The sequence below is a fragment of the Caldalkalibacillus uzonensis genome, assembly GCF_030814135.1.
Taxonomy (GTDB): Bacteria; Bacillota; Bacilli; order Caldalkalibacillales; family Caldalkalibacillaceae; genus Caldalkalibacillus; species Caldalkalibacillus uzonensis.
Genome location: NZ_JAUSUQ010000001.1, coordinates 409,352 through 427,193 on the forward strand (window position 1 = coordinate 409,352; position 17,842 = coordinate 427,193).

The following is a 17,842-nucleotide window of genomic DNA, read 5'->3' on the forward strand; positions in this document are numbered from 1 at the left end:
ACCGCCTCCTTCTCCACCTCGTTCAGTCCTGTTGTACTATTTATTATAGGGCAAAGGTCAAATATAGTCAATTACATCTGCACTACATACTTCTCGCCTTGCGCCAAGGAACGGTTTCGGCTTCCTGCTCACCCCTATATTTTTTCCAGCCCACATAACTTAATACGCTAACAATCAGTAAGGATATCCCTACCAATAACAGAATGAAAGCGCCTTGCTGCTCTCCTGACTCTTGGAAAAATGCGAGGTCAATCTGTTTTTCTAATCGATCCAGTACTTGCGCTGTCTGTTCTTTTTTTTGCCACAGTTCAGCCGAATACCGGTCCAGATAGGCAACAAGTGAATCAAGCTGGGTATATACTTGAGGAGGATGACTCACAACGATGGCCGGGCGGATAAATTCATAATGATTGAACAAGCGATTTAAATACCGGAAAAATTGGTCCCGATCCCCCTTATTTATACTTTGTTTCAGAGCAGTCAAGTCTTCGGCCAGCTTAGGATAAAAATTAATCCATAGCGGCTGCTCAGTATGACTCACAGCGTTGATCGTTAAGCGCATCCGTAAAACCTGCTGGTAGACCTGATTCTCGTTGAGCTTCACTTGGGTAAGGGCTCCTTGGGCTTGTACGACCGTTTCCGTCAAAATATTGGCCTGTTCCACATGTTGCAGGTATTGTCCCAATTGTACAGTTAGCAGACGTTCAGAAATCTCCAGCACTGTTTGACGGGCTTGATCATACTGTTTCTCTTCAACCAAGCGGAATGCTTTATCTGCCAGTTCATCTATTTCAAGCCACTTACGCAATTGTTCATCTCTGGTATTGTTATGGCTGTCCGCATATGTGACACCAATATTCAAGCCAATCGTGACAAACATAACCAAAATGAACATTTTAACTGCCCAGTGGTCACGAACCATACGTCTTCTCATCTTATCCCCTCCCCTAACACATCCTATGGGACAAGGGACAAGTTTAGACCATTTTTTTGTCTAGGGGATCACTTGTCAGACGCCCAGCGATGCTTAATGACGTTTGGGGACGTGGCGGGCGACCCTTTTCCCCCTGCAAACCACCGACAGATAAAAAATCAGGAGTCCGACCAAACTTAAACAGACGGTGAAGGTATAAATTTGGGGCAAAAAGGGATGTAGCCGGTAATTCAACCACGGAAAAATACCCAGCGTATAATCTAACACATCATTAGTTAGGGTCCATGTGGCAACCAGTAGCAGATGGTGCAGCTTGAAGCTGAAATAAGGGATGTACAACAAAGCTTGAACGGCCATCCCAATGTGGGAAAAAATGAGCATATAATGCTGCCAGGTCAATTCCCCACCGAGCAAACCTGTCCAAACAATCATCACCGTAGCCCAGACCCCATATTTGAAGAGAGTGACTGCTGCAAAAGCTTCCACGAACCGCCACTGTCTGCCCATTAAAAAAGCCACCAGTACAAAGCAGAAAAATAAACTGGCCGTCGGGCTATCCGGAACAAAGGGTAATAAGTACCACTCAGTTGCTGCCAGCTGGTTTTTGTACCAGTAATAGCCGTATATCGTTCCCAGTGTATTGATGACCAGTAACGTCCATAAGCCTGATCTTTGACCCAGCCACTTTGTCAGCCATTTAAACCACAACATGACCGCATTCACACACTATGCGCCCCTTTTTAAATATCTTATTGTGTTTGTTAAGCTCATTTTCATTGTAAAAGGCAAAAAGCTGACCTAAACAGCCAGCTTTTTGCTTCAGTACATTATTCTTCACCATCCAGTGAAGCAAGCCATTCAGCAAGTGCCTGCAAATCTTCTTCATCGTCAACAAGACCACTTGGCATAGCACCCTGTCCGTTAATAATTACATTTCTAATTTGATCTTCTGAAAGCTCAGCCCCAACCAGGTTTAACGGAACACCAACTGCTCCACCTTCCAGATTTTCACCGTGACAGTTGATACATGTATATTGGGCATATAACTCATAGGACGGATGGGTGGTATCGATCTCCACATCAAAATATGGGCTGTCCCAAGCGTACACTTCGTTTTGGGACCAGTCATGCCCTTTATACGCATCATAAGTTAAGACAAACAGCGATACGATAACAAGTAGCATGATCCCAGAAGCAATAGGCCGCTTAATCGGTCGCCGTTCCTTGCTGCGGTCCAGCCATGGAGCCAACAGCAAAGCTGTGAAGGCCAAACCAGGTATCACAACGGTTCCGATCACGGTGTAGGGACCAGAAGCAAAGCTGTATTTTAAGAGCTGAAAGAGAAATAAGAAGTACCAGTCTGGCACCGGGGAATAACCGGTATCGGTCGGGTCAGCGAGACGTTCCAATGGCGGTTCATGGGCAACCGTCAACACAAGAAATCCGATCAAAACAACGGCCCCAACCATCCACTCTTTTAAAAGAAAGTTAGGCCAGAAGGGCTCAGTCTTGCCCGGAAACTCCGAATAGTCTTTGGGAATGTTTGGTACACGCCGGGCCAGGATACGTGAATCTTCCACATATTTAACCTCTTTATGGTGATTGTCATGATTACTTGCCATGTTTTACCCCCCTCAGTTGGAGAGAACTCCATTTTATAGTGGTCCAGAGATTCCCTGTCTGCGAATCAGGATAAAGTGGATCCCCATCAAGGCCAGCAATGCGGCAGGCAGGAAAAAGACATGAATGGCAAAGAAACGTGCCAATGTCTGGGCACCCAACACATCACCGCCAGCCAGGAATGTTTCAATCATTCCCCCAATAAGCGGCACACTTGAGGCAATTTCAATCCCAACCGCAGTGGCAAAGTACGCTTTCATATCCCAGGGCAGCAAATAGCCGGTAAAGCCAAGACCCAGCATCACCCCAAAGATCATCACACCTACAACCCAGTTCAACTCGCGGGGCTTTTTATATGAGCCGGTAAAGAAGACGCGCAGTGTATGTAGGAACATCATGACAATAACCACACTGGCACCCCAGTGGTGCATGCCGCGCACAATCTGCCCGTAAGCCACTTCATTTTGCAGATATTTAACTGATTCATATGCATTAACAATATCCGGAACATAGTACATGGTGAGAAACATCCCGGATAAAATTTGGATCACGGTGATGAAAAAGGTTAAGCCACCGAAACAGTAAATAAACGCCGAGAAGTGATGTGCCGGGTTCACATGTTCGGGGACCTCATGGTCGGCCAAGTCCCGCCACATCGGGGTAATATCAACCCGTTCATCAACCCAATCATATAACTTTTGCAGCATGGCTTATCCCAACTCCTCTCGTGGCACTGCTCGGCCTAAATACAGTTTGCCGTCTTCACCCACTTCATATTGATAAACATCAAGTGGGGCAATAGGCGGCGTACCGGGAATGTTAATGCCGTTTTCATCGTATAGTCCGTTATGACACGGGCAGAAGAAATGATTGGGATAATCGTCGTTGGTGTCCCACTGCACAGTGCACCCTAAGTGCTTACAGACGGGAGACAAGGCTTGCACTTCACCGTTGTCCAACACTCTGACCCAGGCGGAGTACAATCTTTCATACTCTGTCCAACCGTCCTTGATCAATAATTTAAAATCGACCCGTTTGTACTCTTTGCCGAATTCGGAGATGTCGCCAACAGGAACCATCTCCTGCTCCGCACCGACTTTTAAAACAGGGTCTATGGCAAAGCGGATCATCGGAGCCACCGTCGCTGAGACGAGGAAACCGCCGACGCCCATTAAAGTGTAATTAAGGAACTGCCGTCTGGACACCTGCTGTTTCTCTTTGTCACTCATCCTTTAACCTCCCTACACACATAGACTGACCATTCAATGAAGCCGATAACAAACAATAGACTAGGACATAATCATGATAGCTCATGCGGAAAATCACGTCAAGAATTATCAATTTCGGCCATTTCCAACCATTGTTCGGCATACATTCACATTTTACCCTCTTTTCCATAAACTAATGAGCTTGGGCACATATTTTTGCGCACAGTTGAACAAAGTCTGGCTAGATTGGTCCTCAACATCCACTTCGTGCAGATCAATATATAACAAACTGGCAGTAAGCATCTCGCTCTTCTTCTTCCACATGTCATCAACTGTAATATACACTTGATGTTGAAAACCGTTTTGCAACACATCATCCGTATAGCGGTTTAAATAAGTCACAAGCTCCTCTTCTTGATGGGATTCCGCATAGGTCACCGGAGGAAGCAGCAGAACCCGTCCTGCCAGCTGCTCTTCAATATGATTGATCACTCCCGAAAGCCAGGTTGCCTGTAAGGCACTTTCCCGGGTGCTTGGCCCAAGCTTGACCTTAAAAAGAGGGACCAGGGCCGTATCGATATAGGCCTTGTTTTCAATATAGTCATCAATGGTTAAACGATCCCATTTCATACTTTCACCACCTGTGCAATAAATAAGACCCGATCAGGTGACCGGGCAACTTATCTTTCAATTATACTCTATTCTACACTATTCTTCATGCTCACTAACTAATTTCATCCATTGTTCACTTAATTGTAAAAAACGGTTCTTATCTTGCTGGTCCAAAGCTTCATCTATTTGCCTATACAATTGCTGCTTTTTATATTGATACATGGCTTCGTCCAATATCATCTCCGCAAACAGGGCATACAATCCATTAGAGGGAAGTTTTTGTTTTTTCATCAGACCGTCCTCCCTCACCGCGGCATACTCAGGAGAAGTTTTGGCCGCTTTAAAGTTTAATTTGATTTGTATGGTTTGATGAGGATGTTGCCTCAAGTCATGAAACGCTTTTTCAACATCGGTTGTTAACAACTTCCCTTTTTGAAATTGGAATGAGACACCGTCTAAACACGTGGTAGACATGATAATCGAACGTTCCGTTACATCAATTTCATCTACAAACCGAACCCGCCCTAACAGCTTGTCGTCAGACATCATGTAAGTCAACAGCCAAGCGCCTTCCCGCTTTTGCAGCTCATAGGTTTGAAGAAACCATTCCAAAAAACGTTTCTTTTCTGCATTGGTGATCAACGGCTTCATGTCTACCCCTCCTTCTTGTTTATACTATACATATTCGCTTTCACAAAAAAATTCCCTGCTGAAGAGCGGGAATTTTTTTAAATCTTCACTTTATTTTCACATAGTAGCGACCAGCTGACTCATCTGCCAGCAACATCACCAGCCCCAGGTGAGACATCATGCCCAGTATGCGCTCCTGGATCAGTGTGCTCACATCGTCAAAATAATAAGCTTTAAGCCACGGTGAAAGGAGGCTGGCCAGTTTGTCTGCTCTTATCCACTGACCATTTAAACCCGATGTGAGCAGTTCAAACAGAAATGGGAGAGAAGGAATAGGTTTCTGGTAAAGGATGAGCCAATAGCGGGTTAATTGCTCTATTAGCTGAGCCTGATTGGACGGGGCAGCCACAATGTGTTCTCCCTTCGGAGTAAGGGACAAACAGTGCTCCCCCTCCATAATCCATCCCTGGGCATAACAAAAGTCATAGATCAAAGCAAAACGGTTGGGGTATGCGGGGAAGCGCCGGCCGTAGCCAAACCGCCAGCGCTGTTTGCCCAGTGGATCCTCGGGTACGGCAAAAGAGTTGAGCAACCGTTGTTGGAAGCGTCTGTGAATCACACCTGTTTTGGTTAAAGGAACCGGGTCAGCCGCCACAAAACGCAGAAAACAGAACAGGTCTCCAACAATTGCCTGCCGCTCGTCTCGTAACTTAAACTGGTCTTGCTCCTGTAGTTCTTCATCTGGCACAGGCTGAACCAGATGAAGAAACCGGTTTTTCAGCACTTGACGCAACAGGTGATGGATATCAAGCGGGATTTCGATTTGCTTGTGGCAGGGATCTGGAATGATAAACAGCCAGCCCCGTTTAATAAGCTGGGTCAACCATTGCTCAGGTTCAGCTTCGATCCCGGTAACAGATTGAACAAAGCGGCCTTTGGCCATGAGTTCTTCAATAGAATACGTCCGCTTAGGCTGAAAGATGAGAAATTGCACAAAGGGAAGGAGGTTATCCCCCAGTTCCTGTAATGCTGCTTGGCAGGCCTGTTTATTAAGCAGCTGAAAGTGAATAGACTGAACCAATTCTAATTTTGAGTGACGGTTACACTCACAACGGTAAAATGAAGCCAGACGGTTTAATTGGCCAATATCCTGCTGGAGCAAACAATCTATTAATTTCATCGTCTCAACCCTCACATACCTGTTGCTCTATGTTCTGCTACATCGAGTCTCTAGTTGATGTGTTAAAGATAGTATGAGAGCACACTGAGCAAATTATACTCCTCCTTCCACCTTCAACTATTTCATATCTTGCTCATAACGCTCTATCATGTCCATGATCTCCCACTGGTCAGGTTGAAGCACTAAGGATTTCTTCCACAACCGAACCGCTTCTGTCAATTGGCCTTCGTCCCGGAGCAAATAAGCCAGCCTGTTCAATACATTGACGTCATCAGGAACAAGCGTTAGCGCTTGCCGGTAGCTATCCCGAGCTTCATGCCATTCTTCCAATTCCTCATACAGCCGCCCCTGCTCAATCCACAAGTCCGGCCGTTCGGGGCTGATGTCAAGCAGCTGCCGGAGATAAGCCAGGCATTGTCTGAGATCCCCTGTTTCCTGACTAAGCTGGATCAATGCTTCCAGTACTTGGGCATGTCCAGGTTCCAGCTCCAAGGCATAGCGCAGCGCGTTTTCAGCCTCTTCATATTTTTTCTGTTTGAGCAGGACCTCTCCATGCAGGTAAAAAAGTTGGGGGTTTGTTTCATCATACCGTAGTCCCTGTTCAATCGTCGCCAATGCCTGGCCAATATCATTCAGTTTTAAGTAGGACTGGGCCAGGTAAACATATGCTGATGCGTAATAGGGATCTATGTCTAACAGGTCGCGGAAATAATTTACCGCCCTTTCCCACTCCTTCAGCCGGAAAGCAACAAACCCGGCTCCAAACAGCACATCTGGCGTTCTGTGCTGCTTTAAGGCCAGTTCATAATGAGTGAGGGCTTCTTCCAGCTGACCGAGATGGGCATAACAGTCGGCCAATTTGGCCAAGGGCGTGTGCGTACCTTTTTGAAAGTTGAGTAGGGCCAAAGCATATTCTTCCTGTTCATAATAGATTTCCCCTAATGCTTGGTACAATACTTTTTCTTCCGGATAAACGCTCTGCGCCTGTCTGATTTTATGTTCAGCCACTTCAGTCAGCCCTTGCCTTAAACTGATTTCTGCAGAAAGAAGTACGGCCCGTAAATAGTTATCATCCTCTGCCGGCACCTCTCTTAAATGGGAGAGGGCTTCATCCTCTTGCCCGTCCTCAGCATAATATTCGGCCAGAGTGACCATCAGTTCAGATTCGGCCGGATAGCGGGTATACAAATCCCGTAAAATGGCAATGGCCTCACTGACAAACCCCTGGGAATAGAGGGCTGTGGCCAGCTCAAAACGTAATTCATCGGTCATGTCCCTATGATCTAACAGCTCATTTATGGCATTTAAGCCTTGGTCCACATCTCCCTGCTCCAATTGACGCAAGGCTCTTTCAGCCTTTTTTAAGATGACATCCATTTCCTTTCATCCTTTCTGCTCTTACTTACCTATAAGAAGTATATGTGAAAATAGTTAATCAAACAAAAAAAAGACCGCATATCGAAGTCTGTGTAAGGGCTTTCAATATGCGGCAAAGAAAATATTTATCAATGGATAGGAGTGGAGAGAAACCATACTGTGATTACTATTATACCCTCTCCACTCCTTTTGTCAAGCCTCTTTACTCAAAAAATTTAACTGAAACACCTAATTTTTTCAGCTCTTCATAAAACATCGGGCAGGTTTTGGACACACAACCTGGATTTTCAATCTTTATGCCAGGTACTTTTAAGCCAAGCAGGGCAAATGTCATCGCTTGCCGGTGATCATCATGGGGATCCAGTGTCGCTCCATGGGGCTCTCCCGGATACACAGTAAACCCATCCTCCTGCTCCTCTACCTGTATGCCCGTCTTGCGCAAGGCAGTACAAATTACGGCAATGCGGTCTGATTCATGATGGCGGATATGGGCGACATTGGTGACCCTGACAGGTGCGTCTGCAAAAGGAGCAAGCGCAGCGATGGTAATGGCTTGATCTGACATGGGTTTCATATCAACGGTAAAACCGCCTTTTAATTGGGCTGGGCCTGTCACCTGCAAATAGGTCTGTGTCTTTTCACACTGACAACCCATACGCTCCAGCACATCGATAAAATTGGCATCAGGCTGAAAAGAGGAATAGCCCACATTGGTGATGCGCACCGTTCCCTGTGTTAAGGCGGCGGCTGCCAAAAAATAACAAGCAGTAGACGCATCTGCCTCCAGCACAGCTGTTTGTCCCGTATAACCGCCTGGTTCTACTACAAAAGACCGATAGTGGTCATCATGTTCAACATGTGCTCCAAACTGGCGCATTAACTGAACGGTGATCCCCACATAGGCAGGCTGAACCAAACCATTCTCCACTTGAATCTGAACCGATCCAGCTGCCATCGGGCTGGCCAGGAGTAATCCGCTCAAAAACTGACTGGACACATGCCCTTCAATGCGAATCTCTCCACCTGTCAAGCCTGTTCCTTCAATAATCAAGGGAAGGCCTCCCGATTCACCTTGAACAGTAATCCTGGCTCCCAAATCCCCCAGTGCATCAATCAAGGGCCGCAAAGGACGTTTGCGCAATTGTTCAATGCCATCTACCACGTAGCGGCCGCCCCTTCCTGCCGCCAAAGCACCGGGTAGAAAACGGGCAATAGTACCGGCTGCCCCGATAAACAGCTGTGCTTCCTTGTTTGGCCAGTCCCCTTGTACACCCTGGATACGTACCTGATCCTCTTCCACGGAGACCGCCACCCCCAACCGGCGTAAGGCATCCAAACACCAATAGGAATCATCGCTCTTCAAAATGCCCGACAGGACGGACTCTCCCTTAGCCAAGGCAGCAATCACAATCGCACGGTTGGTAAAACTTTTGGAACCCGGCACCCTTAGACGGGCATCAACCGGCCGGTCAAGAGGCATCACTTCCGCCAAGCGGAAATGAGTGGCCTCTGACCATGGGGAACGTGAGCTCTTCTGTTGCACAAACATACCCCCTTTTGTTGACGATAAAGCTGTTATCCAAAAAAAAGGCTTGTCTAACTACGCTCTAGTCCCGGCGATAAACCGGAAAGTTTGCATCACGCAGCACTTTTTCTGCTTTTTCCAGATCACACTCATGCCGGAACGTTAAACGGAGAACACCCATAATATCCTCCCGTGTTTCCAATATAGCAATATTGGTGATGGAGATCTGATGGATCCCTAACAATGTTGTCACCTGCCCTATGACACCCGGATGGTCGGGAATGTCCACATAAAGATCATAGAAGCTGGGGATTGCCCCCCGTTTGGTGTCCGGCAGACCGTCACGCACTTCTTTGGCATGGCGGAAAAAGTGTTCAATTCTTTCTTCGTCACCCGAGTCAATCATGTCCAAGACGTGTTCCATCTGTTTGAGCCAGTCCTTCATTTGCTGCACAATAAACGAATGATTGCTTAAAACAATATCTCTCCACATCTTGGGATTGCTGGAGGCAATACGGGTGATGTCCCGGAACCCACCCGCAGCCAGCCGTAAGTACCATTCACTTTCTTGCTGATATTGATACACATGCTCCACAAGGGCAGAAGCAATGACATGGGGGAAATGACTGATTGCGCCCACTACCCTGTCATGCTCGTCCGGTTTCATTTCAACCACTTTGGCCCGGGTGGAGGCAAGCAATGCTTTCAGGCGTTGTGTGTAGGCATCCTCCGTCTCTTCCGAAGGGGTTAACACATAATAGGCATTTTCAAACAGGCGTTCTGTGGCTGCTTCCACCCCGGACTTATGGGAACCCGCCATGGGGTGCCCACCGATAAATACACCCTTTGACCGGGCTGACAATTCTTGAGCCCGCTGCACAATTTTCATTTTTGTACTGCCTACGTCGGTTACGATGGCATCTTCTTTTAATGCCGGAGAGAGCAAAATGGGCTCCAGCAAGTGGCACACAGACTGAACTGGGGTGCAAATGAAAACCACATCTGCCCCGGCAACAGCCTTATCCAGATCCGTGGTCCCGTGATCAATAACACCCAAGGCACGAGCCAACTGAAGCTGTGATTCTTTCAGATCATAGGCCTGTATGAACACCTCATTGGGATCATGTTTCTTGATGCTGAGGGCAATCGAACCTCCAATCAAGCCGATTCCAATAATGGCAATGCGCTTCATGACACGCTGTGCACCGTCTGACTAAGAAGGTGGATAATTTTCTCGTTTTGCTCCTGAGATCCGATTGTGATCCTTAGACATGTCGGCATCCCCAGCACCTCTCCGGAACGCACGATCACACCTTGGCGGAGTAAAGCATCAAATACAGGCTGGGCGGGTCGGCCCAGGTCAACCATGATAAAATTGGCTTCAGTCGGATAAAAAGCAAGATTTAACACCTCAAATTGCCGGTAAAAATACTCCTTTCCCTGCTTATTTTTTTCAAAGCATACTGCCCGGTAGTCTTGATCAGCCAAAGCCGCTAGCGCCGCTTTTTGGGCCACCCGGGAAGTATTAAACGGTTCACGGACACGGTTTAACCAATCAACCACTTCTGGACGGGCTATCCCATATCCGATCCGCAAAGCGGCAAGTCCGTAAATTTTGGAGAAAGTGCGCAAAATCAGGATATTGGGATATTGATTAAGAAGTCGGGTGGTATCGGGATAGTCTTCGGCGGTGACATATTCATAATAGGCTTCGTCCACCACAACCAGCACGTCTTCAGGAACCTGTCTTAAAAAACTGACCAATTCGTCTTCACTGATATGCGTGCCTGTCGGGTTGTTTGGATTGCAGACCCACACCAGTCGGGTATGTTCGTTTACCGCTGCTGCCATCGCTTCAAGGTCATAAACACCTTCTTTTAAGGGCACTTCAACAGCCTGAGCCCCCTCAATAATCACGTTAGCTTTATAGCGTGGGAATGTGGGCTCAGCCATAACAGCGTTGCTTCCCGGTGTTAAAAAGGTACGGCAAATGATTTGCACAATTTCATCCGAACCATTGCCAAAAATCAATTGATCTGGATTGACCCGATAATATTCGGCCAGTGCCTGACGCAATTCAAACGCTGCTCCATCTGGATACAAGGCCAGGTTGTCACTTGCTTCCAGAATAGCCTGCTTCACCTTAGGAGTCGGTCCAAAAGGATTTTCATTGGAGGCAAGTTTGATGACTTCTGTCAACTTAAATTCTCTTTTTACTTCCTCTATCGGTTTTCCCGGATGATAAGGGGAGAGACCGATAATCTGCTCTTTTGGTTTCATCGAACACCTCACCACTCCTAAAAGAATGATTTTTTAAAATAAAATTATTTAACCATTATCATACTATGAATCGTGCTGCAAACATAGCGTTTTGACAAAATTTTTTAATTGGTCAAGCCCTTTTTCTCTATGGGCCGGGTCAGTGAACAGATCTTCTGTTGCTCTCAATTGCTTGATAATGGCGCTGCCCACAATCATCCCGTCCACTTTGCCTGCCAAACGCCGCACATGCTCTGCCTTGGAGATACCAAACCCAACAGCAACGGGAACTCGGGCATATTGCTTTACTTCCGAAATAAAATAATCTAACTCGGGTGGCAAGGTGTCTCTCACACCGGTGACACCCAAGGAAGAGATACAGTAGACAAATCCTTGGGCCTCTCTCACAATCTGTTTGATCCTCTCCCGTGACGTGGGAGCCACCAGTGAAATAAGGGGCAACCCTTTCCTGTTCAATGCTTCCTTAACCGGGCCTGCTTCCTCATAAGGCAAGTCGGGAATCAAAACCCCGCTGGCCCCAGCCTGCTGTGCCCGCTCTGCAAAACGGTCAAGGCCAACTTGAAACAGCGGGTTGACATAACAAAATATAATGATGGGAATGTGCACGCCCCGCTGCCGCATGGTCTGAATAAGGTCGAAGCCTTTCGTCAGTGTCATCCCTTTTTTTATCGCTTCCTGGCTGGAATATTGGATCATGGGTCCATCAGCCAGGGGATCGGAATAGGGAAAGCCCACCTCCAGCACATGAGCCCCTGCCTCTTGCAGTGTTAAGGCAATGTCAACTGAAGCGTCAGCCGTTGGATAACCGGCGGTGATAAAAGGAATAAAAGCAGGCTGTCCTGCTTGCCTCCGTTCCCCGAACGCAGCAGCTAGTTGCTCCTGGCCATCCGCAGTAAATGTCACCGATAAATGCTCCTCCTCGCTTAGAACTTGTTGCTCGTTCCTCATCATTCCCTCTCCTTTGTCAAGTACTCCCGGATGGTGTGCACATCTTTATCTCCGCGCCCCGACAGGCAGACGACAATTACTTCTCCTGCACTGGCCTCCCTGGCTCTCTTCTTGGCCTCGGCCAAGGCGTGGGCGCTTTCCAGAGCGGGCAAAATTCCCTCCAGACGGCAAAGATCTTGTAAAGCGTCCAGTGCTTCTGCGTCTGTCGCCGTACAGTAGGTGACCCGTCCGCTGTCCTTTAGATACGCGTGTTCCGGTCCTACACCAGGATAGTCTAAGCCAGCTGAAATGGAATGAGCTTCCAGTACTTGTCCTTCCTCATCTTGAAGCAAGTAAGTCATCGCCCCATGGATCACCCCAGGACGCCCCTTAGTTAAAGTGGCTGCATGGGCGCCGCTGTCTATTCCCTTCCCTGCCGCTTCCACACCCACCAATTGGACACTGCTATCCTCAAGGAAGGGATAAAACATGCCCATGGCATTGCTCCCCCCACCCACACAGGCAATCACGGTATCGGGAAGGCGACCAAGCTGATCCTGTACCTGTTCCTTAGTCTCGTCACCGATTACTCGCTGAAAATCGCGCACCATGTGGGGATAAGGGTGGGGCCCGATCACCGATCCGATCAGGTAGTAACAAGTGTCCACATGGCTGACCCAGTAACGGATCGCTTCATTAGCCGCATCTTTTAACGTACGGGAGCCGGAGGTAACAGGGACCACTTCAGCGCCCAAAAGTTGCATGCGAAACACATTGAGGGCCTGGCGGCGCACATCTTCTTCCCCCATAAATACTGTGCAGGACAGACCGAAACGGGCAGCCACAGTGGCCGAGGCAACGCCATGCTGACCGGCACCGGTTTCAGCAATCAAATGCTTTTTGCCCATCCGTTTGGCCAAGAGTGCCTGCCCTATGGCATTGTTAATTTTATGAGCACCAGTATGATTCAAATCTTCCCGTTTTAAATAGATCTTAGCTCCACCGCCCCAGCTTTCGCTTAACCGCTCAGCAAAGTAGAGCGGGGTAGAACGGCCGGAATACTGATGCAGAAGCTCACGGTAGGCCTCTTTAAACTGCGGGTCTTGCTTCGCTTCTTCATACGCCCCGGTCAGCTCCTCCAAGGCGCTCATCAATGTCTCCGGCACATATTTTCCCCCGAACGAACCGAAGCGGCCGTAAGCGTCCGGGTAGGTTGAGCTTTGCTCATCGATTTTTGGCATACTGTTTCACCTCATTTATGACAGCTTCTATTTTACGCATATCTTTTCTTCCCTCTGTTTCCGCCCCGCTGGCCAGATCAATACCATCAATACTATCCATGGCCAACAGTAGCCCTATATTGTCTGCCGTCAGACCACCGGCCACAAACAGTTTCACCTGGCGGCCCCCGGTTTCGTTCCAGCGCTGTACCTGAAGAGCGACGTGGGGGACGAGGCGCCAGTCAAATGTTTGGCCAGTTCCTCCTGCCTGCCCCTGTACTTTGGTATCCAGCAGCACCACATCAACCAGATCAAGATAGGTATTGATCTGTCTCTCGAGTTGAACAAGCCTTTCGCCAGTGATGCTTTCATTTCCTTGATTTGGTACAGGGATCACTTTCCAAATTAACAAGTGGGGCAAACGCTGGCGCAATTGCTGGCAATAGGCTGCCTGTTCTGTGCCGTGAAGCTGCACCTGACCAATCCCTGTCATCTCAAGCACCTGGCAGACCTCTGTCAGTGGCTGGTCCAGAAAAACAGCCACCGCCTTGGGCAAAAGACGGGGATCTTGTTCCAGCCATCCCCTGACCCTCTCGGGTGGGACATAGCGTTTGCTGTGTGTGGTAAAAATGAAGCCCAGGTAGTCAATCTCTCCCGCAAATGGTGCTACCGCCTGTATATCTTGAGCATGATGATTACCGCAAATTTTAAGCTTCACCATACAGTTTCCGCACCGCGCTTTCTATGTCATCCTGGCGCATAAAATGTTCACCGACAAGAAATCCGCTAACCCCGTGCGCTTCCAAATCTTTAACAACCTGAGGGGAATTAATGCCACTCTCGCTGATCACCAGTATATCCTCAGGTATATAGGGCAACAGACTTTTGGTCCGCTCCGGATCAGTAGTAAAAGTGGAGAGATCCCGGTTATTTATGCCGATCAAAGGCGGATGCAAATGTTCCAGCACTTCTTCCAGCTCTTCTGTGGAAGCCACCTCAATCAAACACTCCAATCCTGCTGCTTCTGCTTCCCGGTAAAGTTGGACCAGTGAGGAGATGGGCAAAGCTTTGGCAATCAGCAAAATGGCATCCGCCCCCAATGCCACACTTTCAGCTATCTGCAGCGGATCGATAATAAAGTCTTTGCGCAACACAGGTAAACAAACCTGCTCTTTAATTTGTCTGATATAATCCGGATGGCCTTGAAAATAAGTCACGTCTGTCAATACAGACAGGGCATCCGCACCAGCTGCTTGATAGGCACGGGCAATCTCCACCGGATGAAAATCGGGACGGATGACCCCTTTAGAAGGAGATGCCTTTTTAACCTCGGCAATTAAAGCTGAGGAACGGCGGGGAGCACGCAGTGCCTCCAAGAAGGGGTAGCGGGGAATATCCCTTTGCTCATTGCTGGACAGCCAATTTGCTCTCTTGGCAGACAGCTGCTTAATTTCATCCCGTTTGGAATCCAAAATTGCGTTAAGCATAACGAATCGCCTCTTTGTTTTCTTTCATCAATTGATAATGCCTGTAAGCCTGGCCTGAATCAATCAAGGTCTTGGCCAGTTCAACACCCTGGGCCAGCGTCGGAGCTTTCTGTCCCACATACAGCGCCGCCCCGGCATTGAAGCAGACAATATCATAGGCCGCTCCTTTGTTTTTGCCACTCAACACATCTACAATCAGTTTTGCGCTCTCTTGGGGCGTCTCCACTTGAATGGCCCTTAACGGATGGCGGCGAAGCCCTGTCTCTTCCGGTGTCACTGTAAAGCGGTTAATCCGGCCGTCTTTCAGTTCCGTCACCCTGGTAGCCGCACAAACAGACAATTCATCCAGGCCGTCTTCACCGGCAACGATTAAAACGTGCTCAGCACCCAGCCGCTGGAGGGTGCGGGCCACTTTTTCACTATACCCGTCATCAAACAGGCCGATCACCTGATGCTTGGTCAAGGCAGGATTGGTCAAAGGCCCTAAGAGATTAAACACAGAGCGGAAGCCGATCTCCTTCCGCGGACCAGCCGCATATTTCATCGCCTGGTGATAGATGGGAGCAAACATAAAGCACATGTTGAACCGCTCCAGAGCTTTGCTGATGGCAGCTGGCGTCATTTCCACAGGCAGCCCCAGCACTTCCAGCACGTCAGCACTTCCGCTCAAACTGGAGGCGGCCCTGTTGCCGTGCTTGGCCACTGGGACCTCCCCGCTGGCAGTCACAATGGCACTGGCTGTGGAAATGTTAAATGTTTTGGCTCCATCTCCGCCCGTGCCGCAGGTGTCAACGACAGGACGGTTGACCGCCAGGCGGACCGGTGTGGCCCGCTCCCGCATGGCCCGGGCCATCCCTGTCAGCTCCTCTACTTCCACCCCGCGGAAGGTCAAAATAGAGATCAAGCTGCTGATTTGGGCATCTGTGGCCCTGCCACTTAAGATTTCTTGCATCACCTGATAGCTTTCCTGTTCTGTTAAACTTTGACGGTCCATTAATTTTTTCAAGATTTCTTTAAGCATGAACAATATGCCCCTCCCCTTGAAATATCTGCTCGGCCAATTGAATTGCCACCAATAGAGCCCTTGCCTTGTTGCGGGTCTCTTTCCATTCCAGTTCCGGTACCGAGTCAGCCACCACACCGGCCCCGGCCTGGATGAAGGCCTTCCCCTCTTGCATAAAAATGGTGCGGATGCTGATACAGGCATCCATGTTGCCGGTGAAAGAAAAGTAGCCGATCGCCCCGGAATAGCCGTGCCGTACTTCCTTTTCCAGCTCAGCAATAATTTGCATTGCCCTGACTTTCGGTGCCCCCGTCACGGTGCCTGCCGGGAAGCAGGCGGCCAGACAGTCAACCAGATGACACTCCGGCTTCACTTGTCCCTCAACAGTGGAAACAATATGCATGACATGGGAAAAGCGCTCAATGACCATTTTCTTGGGCACGGTAACCGTGCCGTAGCGGGCCACCCGCCCGACATCATTACGCCCCAGATCAAGGAGCATATGATGCTCGGCCCGCTCTTTTTCATCAGCCAACAGTTCCTCGGCCAGAGCTTGATCCTCCTCTGGCGTACGTCCCCGCCGGCGCGTTCCTGCAATGGGATTGACTAAAATTTTCCCATTTTCCACTTGAACCAGGCGTTCCGGGGAACTGCCCACCACCTGCACACCGTCACCCAAATCCAAGTAGTAGAGATAAGGTGATGGGTTAACCATGCGCAGCACCCGGTAAATATCAAACGGCTCTACACTGGTCTCTACGGTGAAACGCTGGGAAAGCACTGCTTGGAAAATATCCCCTGCTGTGATGTAACTTTTTATTTTTTCAACAGCTCTGGTAAAAGCTGTTTTACTGAAGTTGGAGCTGACGCGGTCCCAATCCACATCCGGCCTTCGCTCTGGCAACCTGAAAGCTTGAGGCTCATCACGGTTCATCAATACACACAGCCGCTCAATTTTTTGGCGCAGCTGATTCACTTTTTGCTCATATTTTTGGCGGACGGTTTGTTCGTCCATATCTGCTGCCAGCTGCAAGTGACCCATAACCGTGACTTCCTGTTTAAGATGATCAAAAGCAATCATTTCATCACAAAACAGGAGGCGGATCTCATCCTGATCCAGCACCGGTTGCTGGTGGGGCGGTACCTTTTCCAACAACGAAACAGCGTCATAAGCAACGTAACCGATGGCCCCGCCGCTTAAGCGGGGTAAATCCAAGCTGGCTGGTGCTCTGTAGCGTGACAAGAGTTGTTGCAGATGGAGCAGTGGATCGCCGGGCAATTTCTCTGTCCGCACCGGACGCTTGGCCCGCCTCTCCCTGTCACCGTCAGTTGTTTGCTCTTGCTCAAAGTATTCAAGATAGGCCTGCCCGCTCTTAACCCTGAACACCAGAAACGGATCATGACCGATAAATGAATATCTGGCCCACATGGCCCCGCCTTCTACGCTTTCCAGCAAAAATGAATAAGGACCTTTAACATGTTGAAAAAGACGGGTGGGTGTAAAATTGTCAGACCAAATGCTTTCAGCAATGGGAATCAGAGTGTACTCCTGGCGTAAAGAGAGCACTTCAGATAAGGAAGGATAGGCCATAGGATCAACCCCTTCAAGTGGACTTGAAGAGGAATTAAGTGGGGAGGAAAAATAAAAACAGGGCTGGAACAGCCCTGTGGGGGAATTGCGCACACATCTCCACTCAGGCTCTTCTCCACTTAACTTCCTCTTGCTCAACTCAGCTCAACTCTTAACTCACTCGTGCCGTTATATAGCTATCACGATCATACACAAAAAATGCTATCACTAATTGCCATTTATCATAACGCACCTTGGGTTTGTCCGTC

Annotated in this window: 18 protein-coding genes; all 18 read right to left on the minus strand. The window is 48.7% G+C overall.

What is annotated here, in order from left to right:
• Positions 1-82 precede the first annotated feature (82 nt).
• Positions 83-934, minus strand: coding sequence for a sporulation protein YpjB (locus J2S00_RS02070; protein ID WP_307334891.1), 852 nt, complete (start codon positions 932-934; stop codon positions 83-85).
• 93 nt (positions 935-1,027) lie between these two features.
• Positions 1,028-1,645: a DUF1405 domain-containing protein gene (locus J2S00_RS02075; protein WP_503128581.1), complete on the minus strand. Its 618-nt coding sequence runs from the start codon at positions 1,643-1,645 to the stop codon at positions 1,028-1,030.
• 116 nt (positions 1,646-1,761) lie between these two features.
• Entirely contained in the window at positions 1,762-2,556 is a 795-nt protein-coding gene (locus J2S00_RS02080; protein WP_307334895.1) for a menaquinol-cytochrome c reductase cytochrome b/c subunit, read from the minus strand.
• A gap of 33 nt (positions 2,557-2,589) precedes the next feature.
• Positions 2,590-3,261 carry a menaquinol-cytochrome c reductase cytochrome b subunit gene (qcrB, locus tag J2S00_RS02085; protein WP_007505605.1) on the minus strand — a complete coding sequence of 224 codons (672 nt, stop codon included), beginning with the start codon at positions 3,259-3,261 and terminating at the stop codon, positions 2,590-2,592.
• A gap of 3 nt (positions 3,262-3,264) precedes the next feature.
• Positions 3,265-3,783: a QcrA and Rieske domain-containing protein gene (locus J2S00_RS02090; RefSeq protein ID WP_307334898.1), complete on the minus strand. Its 519-nt coding sequence runs from the start codon at positions 3,781-3,783 to the stop codon at positions 3,265-3,267.
• 153 nt (positions 3,784-3,936) lie between these two features.
• The gene (locus J2S00_RS02095) at positions 3,937-4,392 is read right to left on the minus strand and encodes a DUF2487 family protein (protein ID WP_307334899.1); all 456 of its coding nucleotides are present in this window, start codon (positions 4,390-4,392) and stop codon (positions 3,937-3,939) included.
• A gap of 78 nt (positions 4,393-4,470) precedes the next feature.
• Positions 4,471-5,025 (minus strand): ReoY family proteolytic degradation factor, encoded by a 555-nt coding sequence (locus J2S00_RS02100; RefSeq protein WP_307334900.1) that lies wholly within the window; start codon positions 5,023-5,025, stop codon positions 4,471-4,473.
• Positions 5,026-5,110: 85 nt separating this feature from the next.
• A complete protein-coding gene (locus J2S00_RS02105; RefSeq protein ID WP_307334901.1) occupies positions 5,111-6,184 on the minus strand; it encodes a hypothetical protein in 1,074 nt (357 codons plus the stop codon).
• A gap of 117 nt (positions 6,185-6,301) precedes the next feature.
• Positions 6,302-7,561: a tetratricopeptide repeat protein gene (locus J2S00_RS02110; RefSeq protein WP_307334903.1), complete on the minus strand. Its 1,260-nt coding sequence runs from the start codon at positions 7,559-7,561 to the stop codon at positions 6,302-6,304.
• 202 nt (positions 7,562-7,763) lie between these two features.
• Positions 7,764-9,110 (minus strand): 3-phosphoshikimate 1-carboxyvinyltransferase, encoded by a 1,347-nt coding sequence (aroA, locus tag J2S00_RS02115; protein WP_370875811.1) that lies wholly within the window; start codon positions 9,108-9,110, stop codon positions 7,764-7,766.
• 58 nt (positions 9,111-9,168) lie between these two features.
• On the minus strand, positions 9,169-10,278 hold the full coding sequence (locus J2S00_RS02120) for a prephenate dehydrogenase (protein WP_307334907.1): 1,110 nt from the start codon (positions 10,276-10,278) through the stop codon (positions 9,169-9,171).
• A complete protein-coding gene (hisC, locus tag J2S00_RS02125; RefSeq protein WP_307334909.1) occupies positions 10,275-11,366 on the minus strand; it encodes a histidinol-phosphate transaminase in 1,092 nt (363 codons plus the stop codon). The genes J2S00_RS02120 and hisC overlap by 4 nt, the downstream gene beginning before the upstream one ends.
• A 63-nt stretch (positions 11,367-11,429) precedes the next feature.
• Complete coding sequence (gene trpA / locus J2S00_RS02130) at positions 11,430-12,314, minus strand: tryptophan synthase subunit alpha (protein ID WP_307334910.1); 885 nt, start codon at positions 12,312-12,314, stop codon at positions 11,430-11,432.
• The gene (gene trpB, locus J2S00_RS02135) at positions 12,314-13,534 is read right to left on the minus strand and encodes a tryptophan synthase subunit beta (protein ID WP_307334912.1); all 1,221 of its coding nucleotides are present in this window, start codon (positions 13,532-13,534) and stop codon (positions 12,314-12,316) included. Before trpB ends, trpA begins: the two co-directional genes overlap by 1 nt.
• Complete coding sequence (locus J2S00_RS02140) at positions 13,518-14,234, minus strand: phosphoribosylanthranilate isomerase (protein WP_307334914.1); 717 nt, start codon at positions 14,232-14,234, stop codon at positions 13,518-13,520. Before J2S00_RS02140 ends, trpB begins: the two co-directional genes overlap by 17 nt.
• Complete coding sequence (gene trpC, locus J2S00_RS02145) at positions 14,221-15,000, minus strand: indole-3-glycerol phosphate synthase TrpC (protein ID WP_307334915.1); 780 nt, start codon at positions 14,998-15,000, stop codon at positions 14,221-14,223. Before trpC ends, J2S00_RS02140 begins: the two co-directional genes overlap by 14 nt.
• Positions 14,993-16,021, minus strand: coding sequence for an anthranilate phosphoribosyltransferase (trpD, locus tag J2S00_RS02150; RefSeq protein WP_307334918.1), 1,029 nt, complete (start codon positions 16,019-16,021; stop codon positions 14,993-14,995). The genes trpC and trpD overlap by 8 nt, the downstream gene beginning before the upstream one ends.
• Entirely contained in the window at positions 16,014-17,594 is a 1,581-nt protein-coding gene (gene trpE, locus J2S00_RS02155; RefSeq protein WP_307334920.1) for an anthranilate synthase component I, read from the minus strand. The genes trpD and trpE overlap by 8 nt, the downstream gene beginning before the upstream one ends.
• Between the last annotated feature and the right edge of the window lie 248 nt (positions 17,595-17,842).

Bases quoted from the DNA above. Each gene is read 5' to 3' on its own strand.
- J2S00_RS02070 (WP_307334891.1), bottom strand. From the start codon at position 934: ATGAGAAGACGTATGGTTCGTGACCACTGGGCAGTTAAAATGTTCATT.
- J2S00_RS02075 (WP_503128581.1), bottom strand. From the start codon at position 1,645: ATGTTGTGGTTTAAATGGCTGACAAAGTGGCTGGGTCAAAGATCAGGC.
- J2S00_RS02080 (WP_307334895.1), bottom strand. From the start codon at position 2,556: ATGGCAAGTAATCATGACAATCACCATAAAGAGGTTAAATATGTGGAA.
- qcrB (WP_007505605.1), bottom strand. From the start codon at position 3,261: ATGCTGCAAAAGTTATATGATTGGGTTGATGAACGGGTTGATATTACC.
- J2S00_RS02090 (WP_307334898.1), bottom strand. From the start codon at position 3,783: ATGAGTGACAAAGAGAAACAGCAGGTGTCCAGACGGCAGTTCCTTAAT.
- J2S00_RS02095 (WP_307334899.1), bottom strand. From the start codon at position 4,392: ATGAAATGGGATCGTTTAACCATTGATGACTATATTGAAAACAAGGCC.
- J2S00_RS02100 (WP_307334900.1), bottom strand. From the start codon at position 5,025: ATGAAGCCGTTGATCACCAATGCAGAAAAGAAACGTTTTTTGGAATGG.
- J2S00_RS02105 (WP_307334901.1), bottom strand. From the start codon at position 6,184: ATGAAATTAATAGATTGTTTGCTCCAGCAGGATATTGGCCAATTAAAC.
- J2S00_RS02110 (WP_307334903.1), bottom strand. From the start codon at position 7,561: ATGGATGTCATCTTAAAAAAGGCTGAAAGAGCCTTGCGTCAATTGGAG.
- aroA (WP_370875811.1), bottom strand. From the start codon at position 9,110: ATGTTTGTGCAACAGAAGAGCTCACGTTCCCCATGGTCAGAGGCCACT.
- J2S00_RS02120 (WP_307334907.1), bottom strand. From the start codon at position 10,278: ATGAAGCGCATTGCCATTATTGGAATCGGCTTGATTGGAGGTTCGATT.
- hisC (WP_307334909.1), bottom strand. From the start codon at position 11,366: ATGAAACCAAAAGAGCAGATTATCGGTCTCTCCCCTTATCATCCGGGA.
- trpA (WP_307334910.1), bottom strand. From the start codon at position 12,314: ATGAGGAACGAGCAACAAGTTCTAAGCGAGGAGGAGCATTTATCGGTG.
- trpB (WP_307334912.1), bottom strand. From the start codon at position 13,534: ATGCCAAAAATCGATGAGCAAAGCTCAACCTACCCGGACGCTTACGGC.
- J2S00_RS02140 (WP_307334914.1), bottom strand. From the start codon at position 14,234: ATGGTGAAGCTTAAAATTTGCGGTAATCATCATGCTCAAGATATACAG.
- trpC (WP_307334915.1), bottom strand. From the start codon at position 15,000: ATGCTTAACGCAATTTTGGATTCCAAACGGGATGAAATTAAGCAGCTG.
- trpD (WP_307334918.1), bottom strand. From the start codon at position 16,021: ATGCTTAAAGAAATCTTGAAAAAATTAATGGACCGTCAAAGTTTAACA.
- trpE (WP_307334920.1), bottom strand. From the start codon at position 17,594: ATGGCCTATCCTTCCTTATCTGAAGTGCTCTCTTTACGCCAGGAGTAC.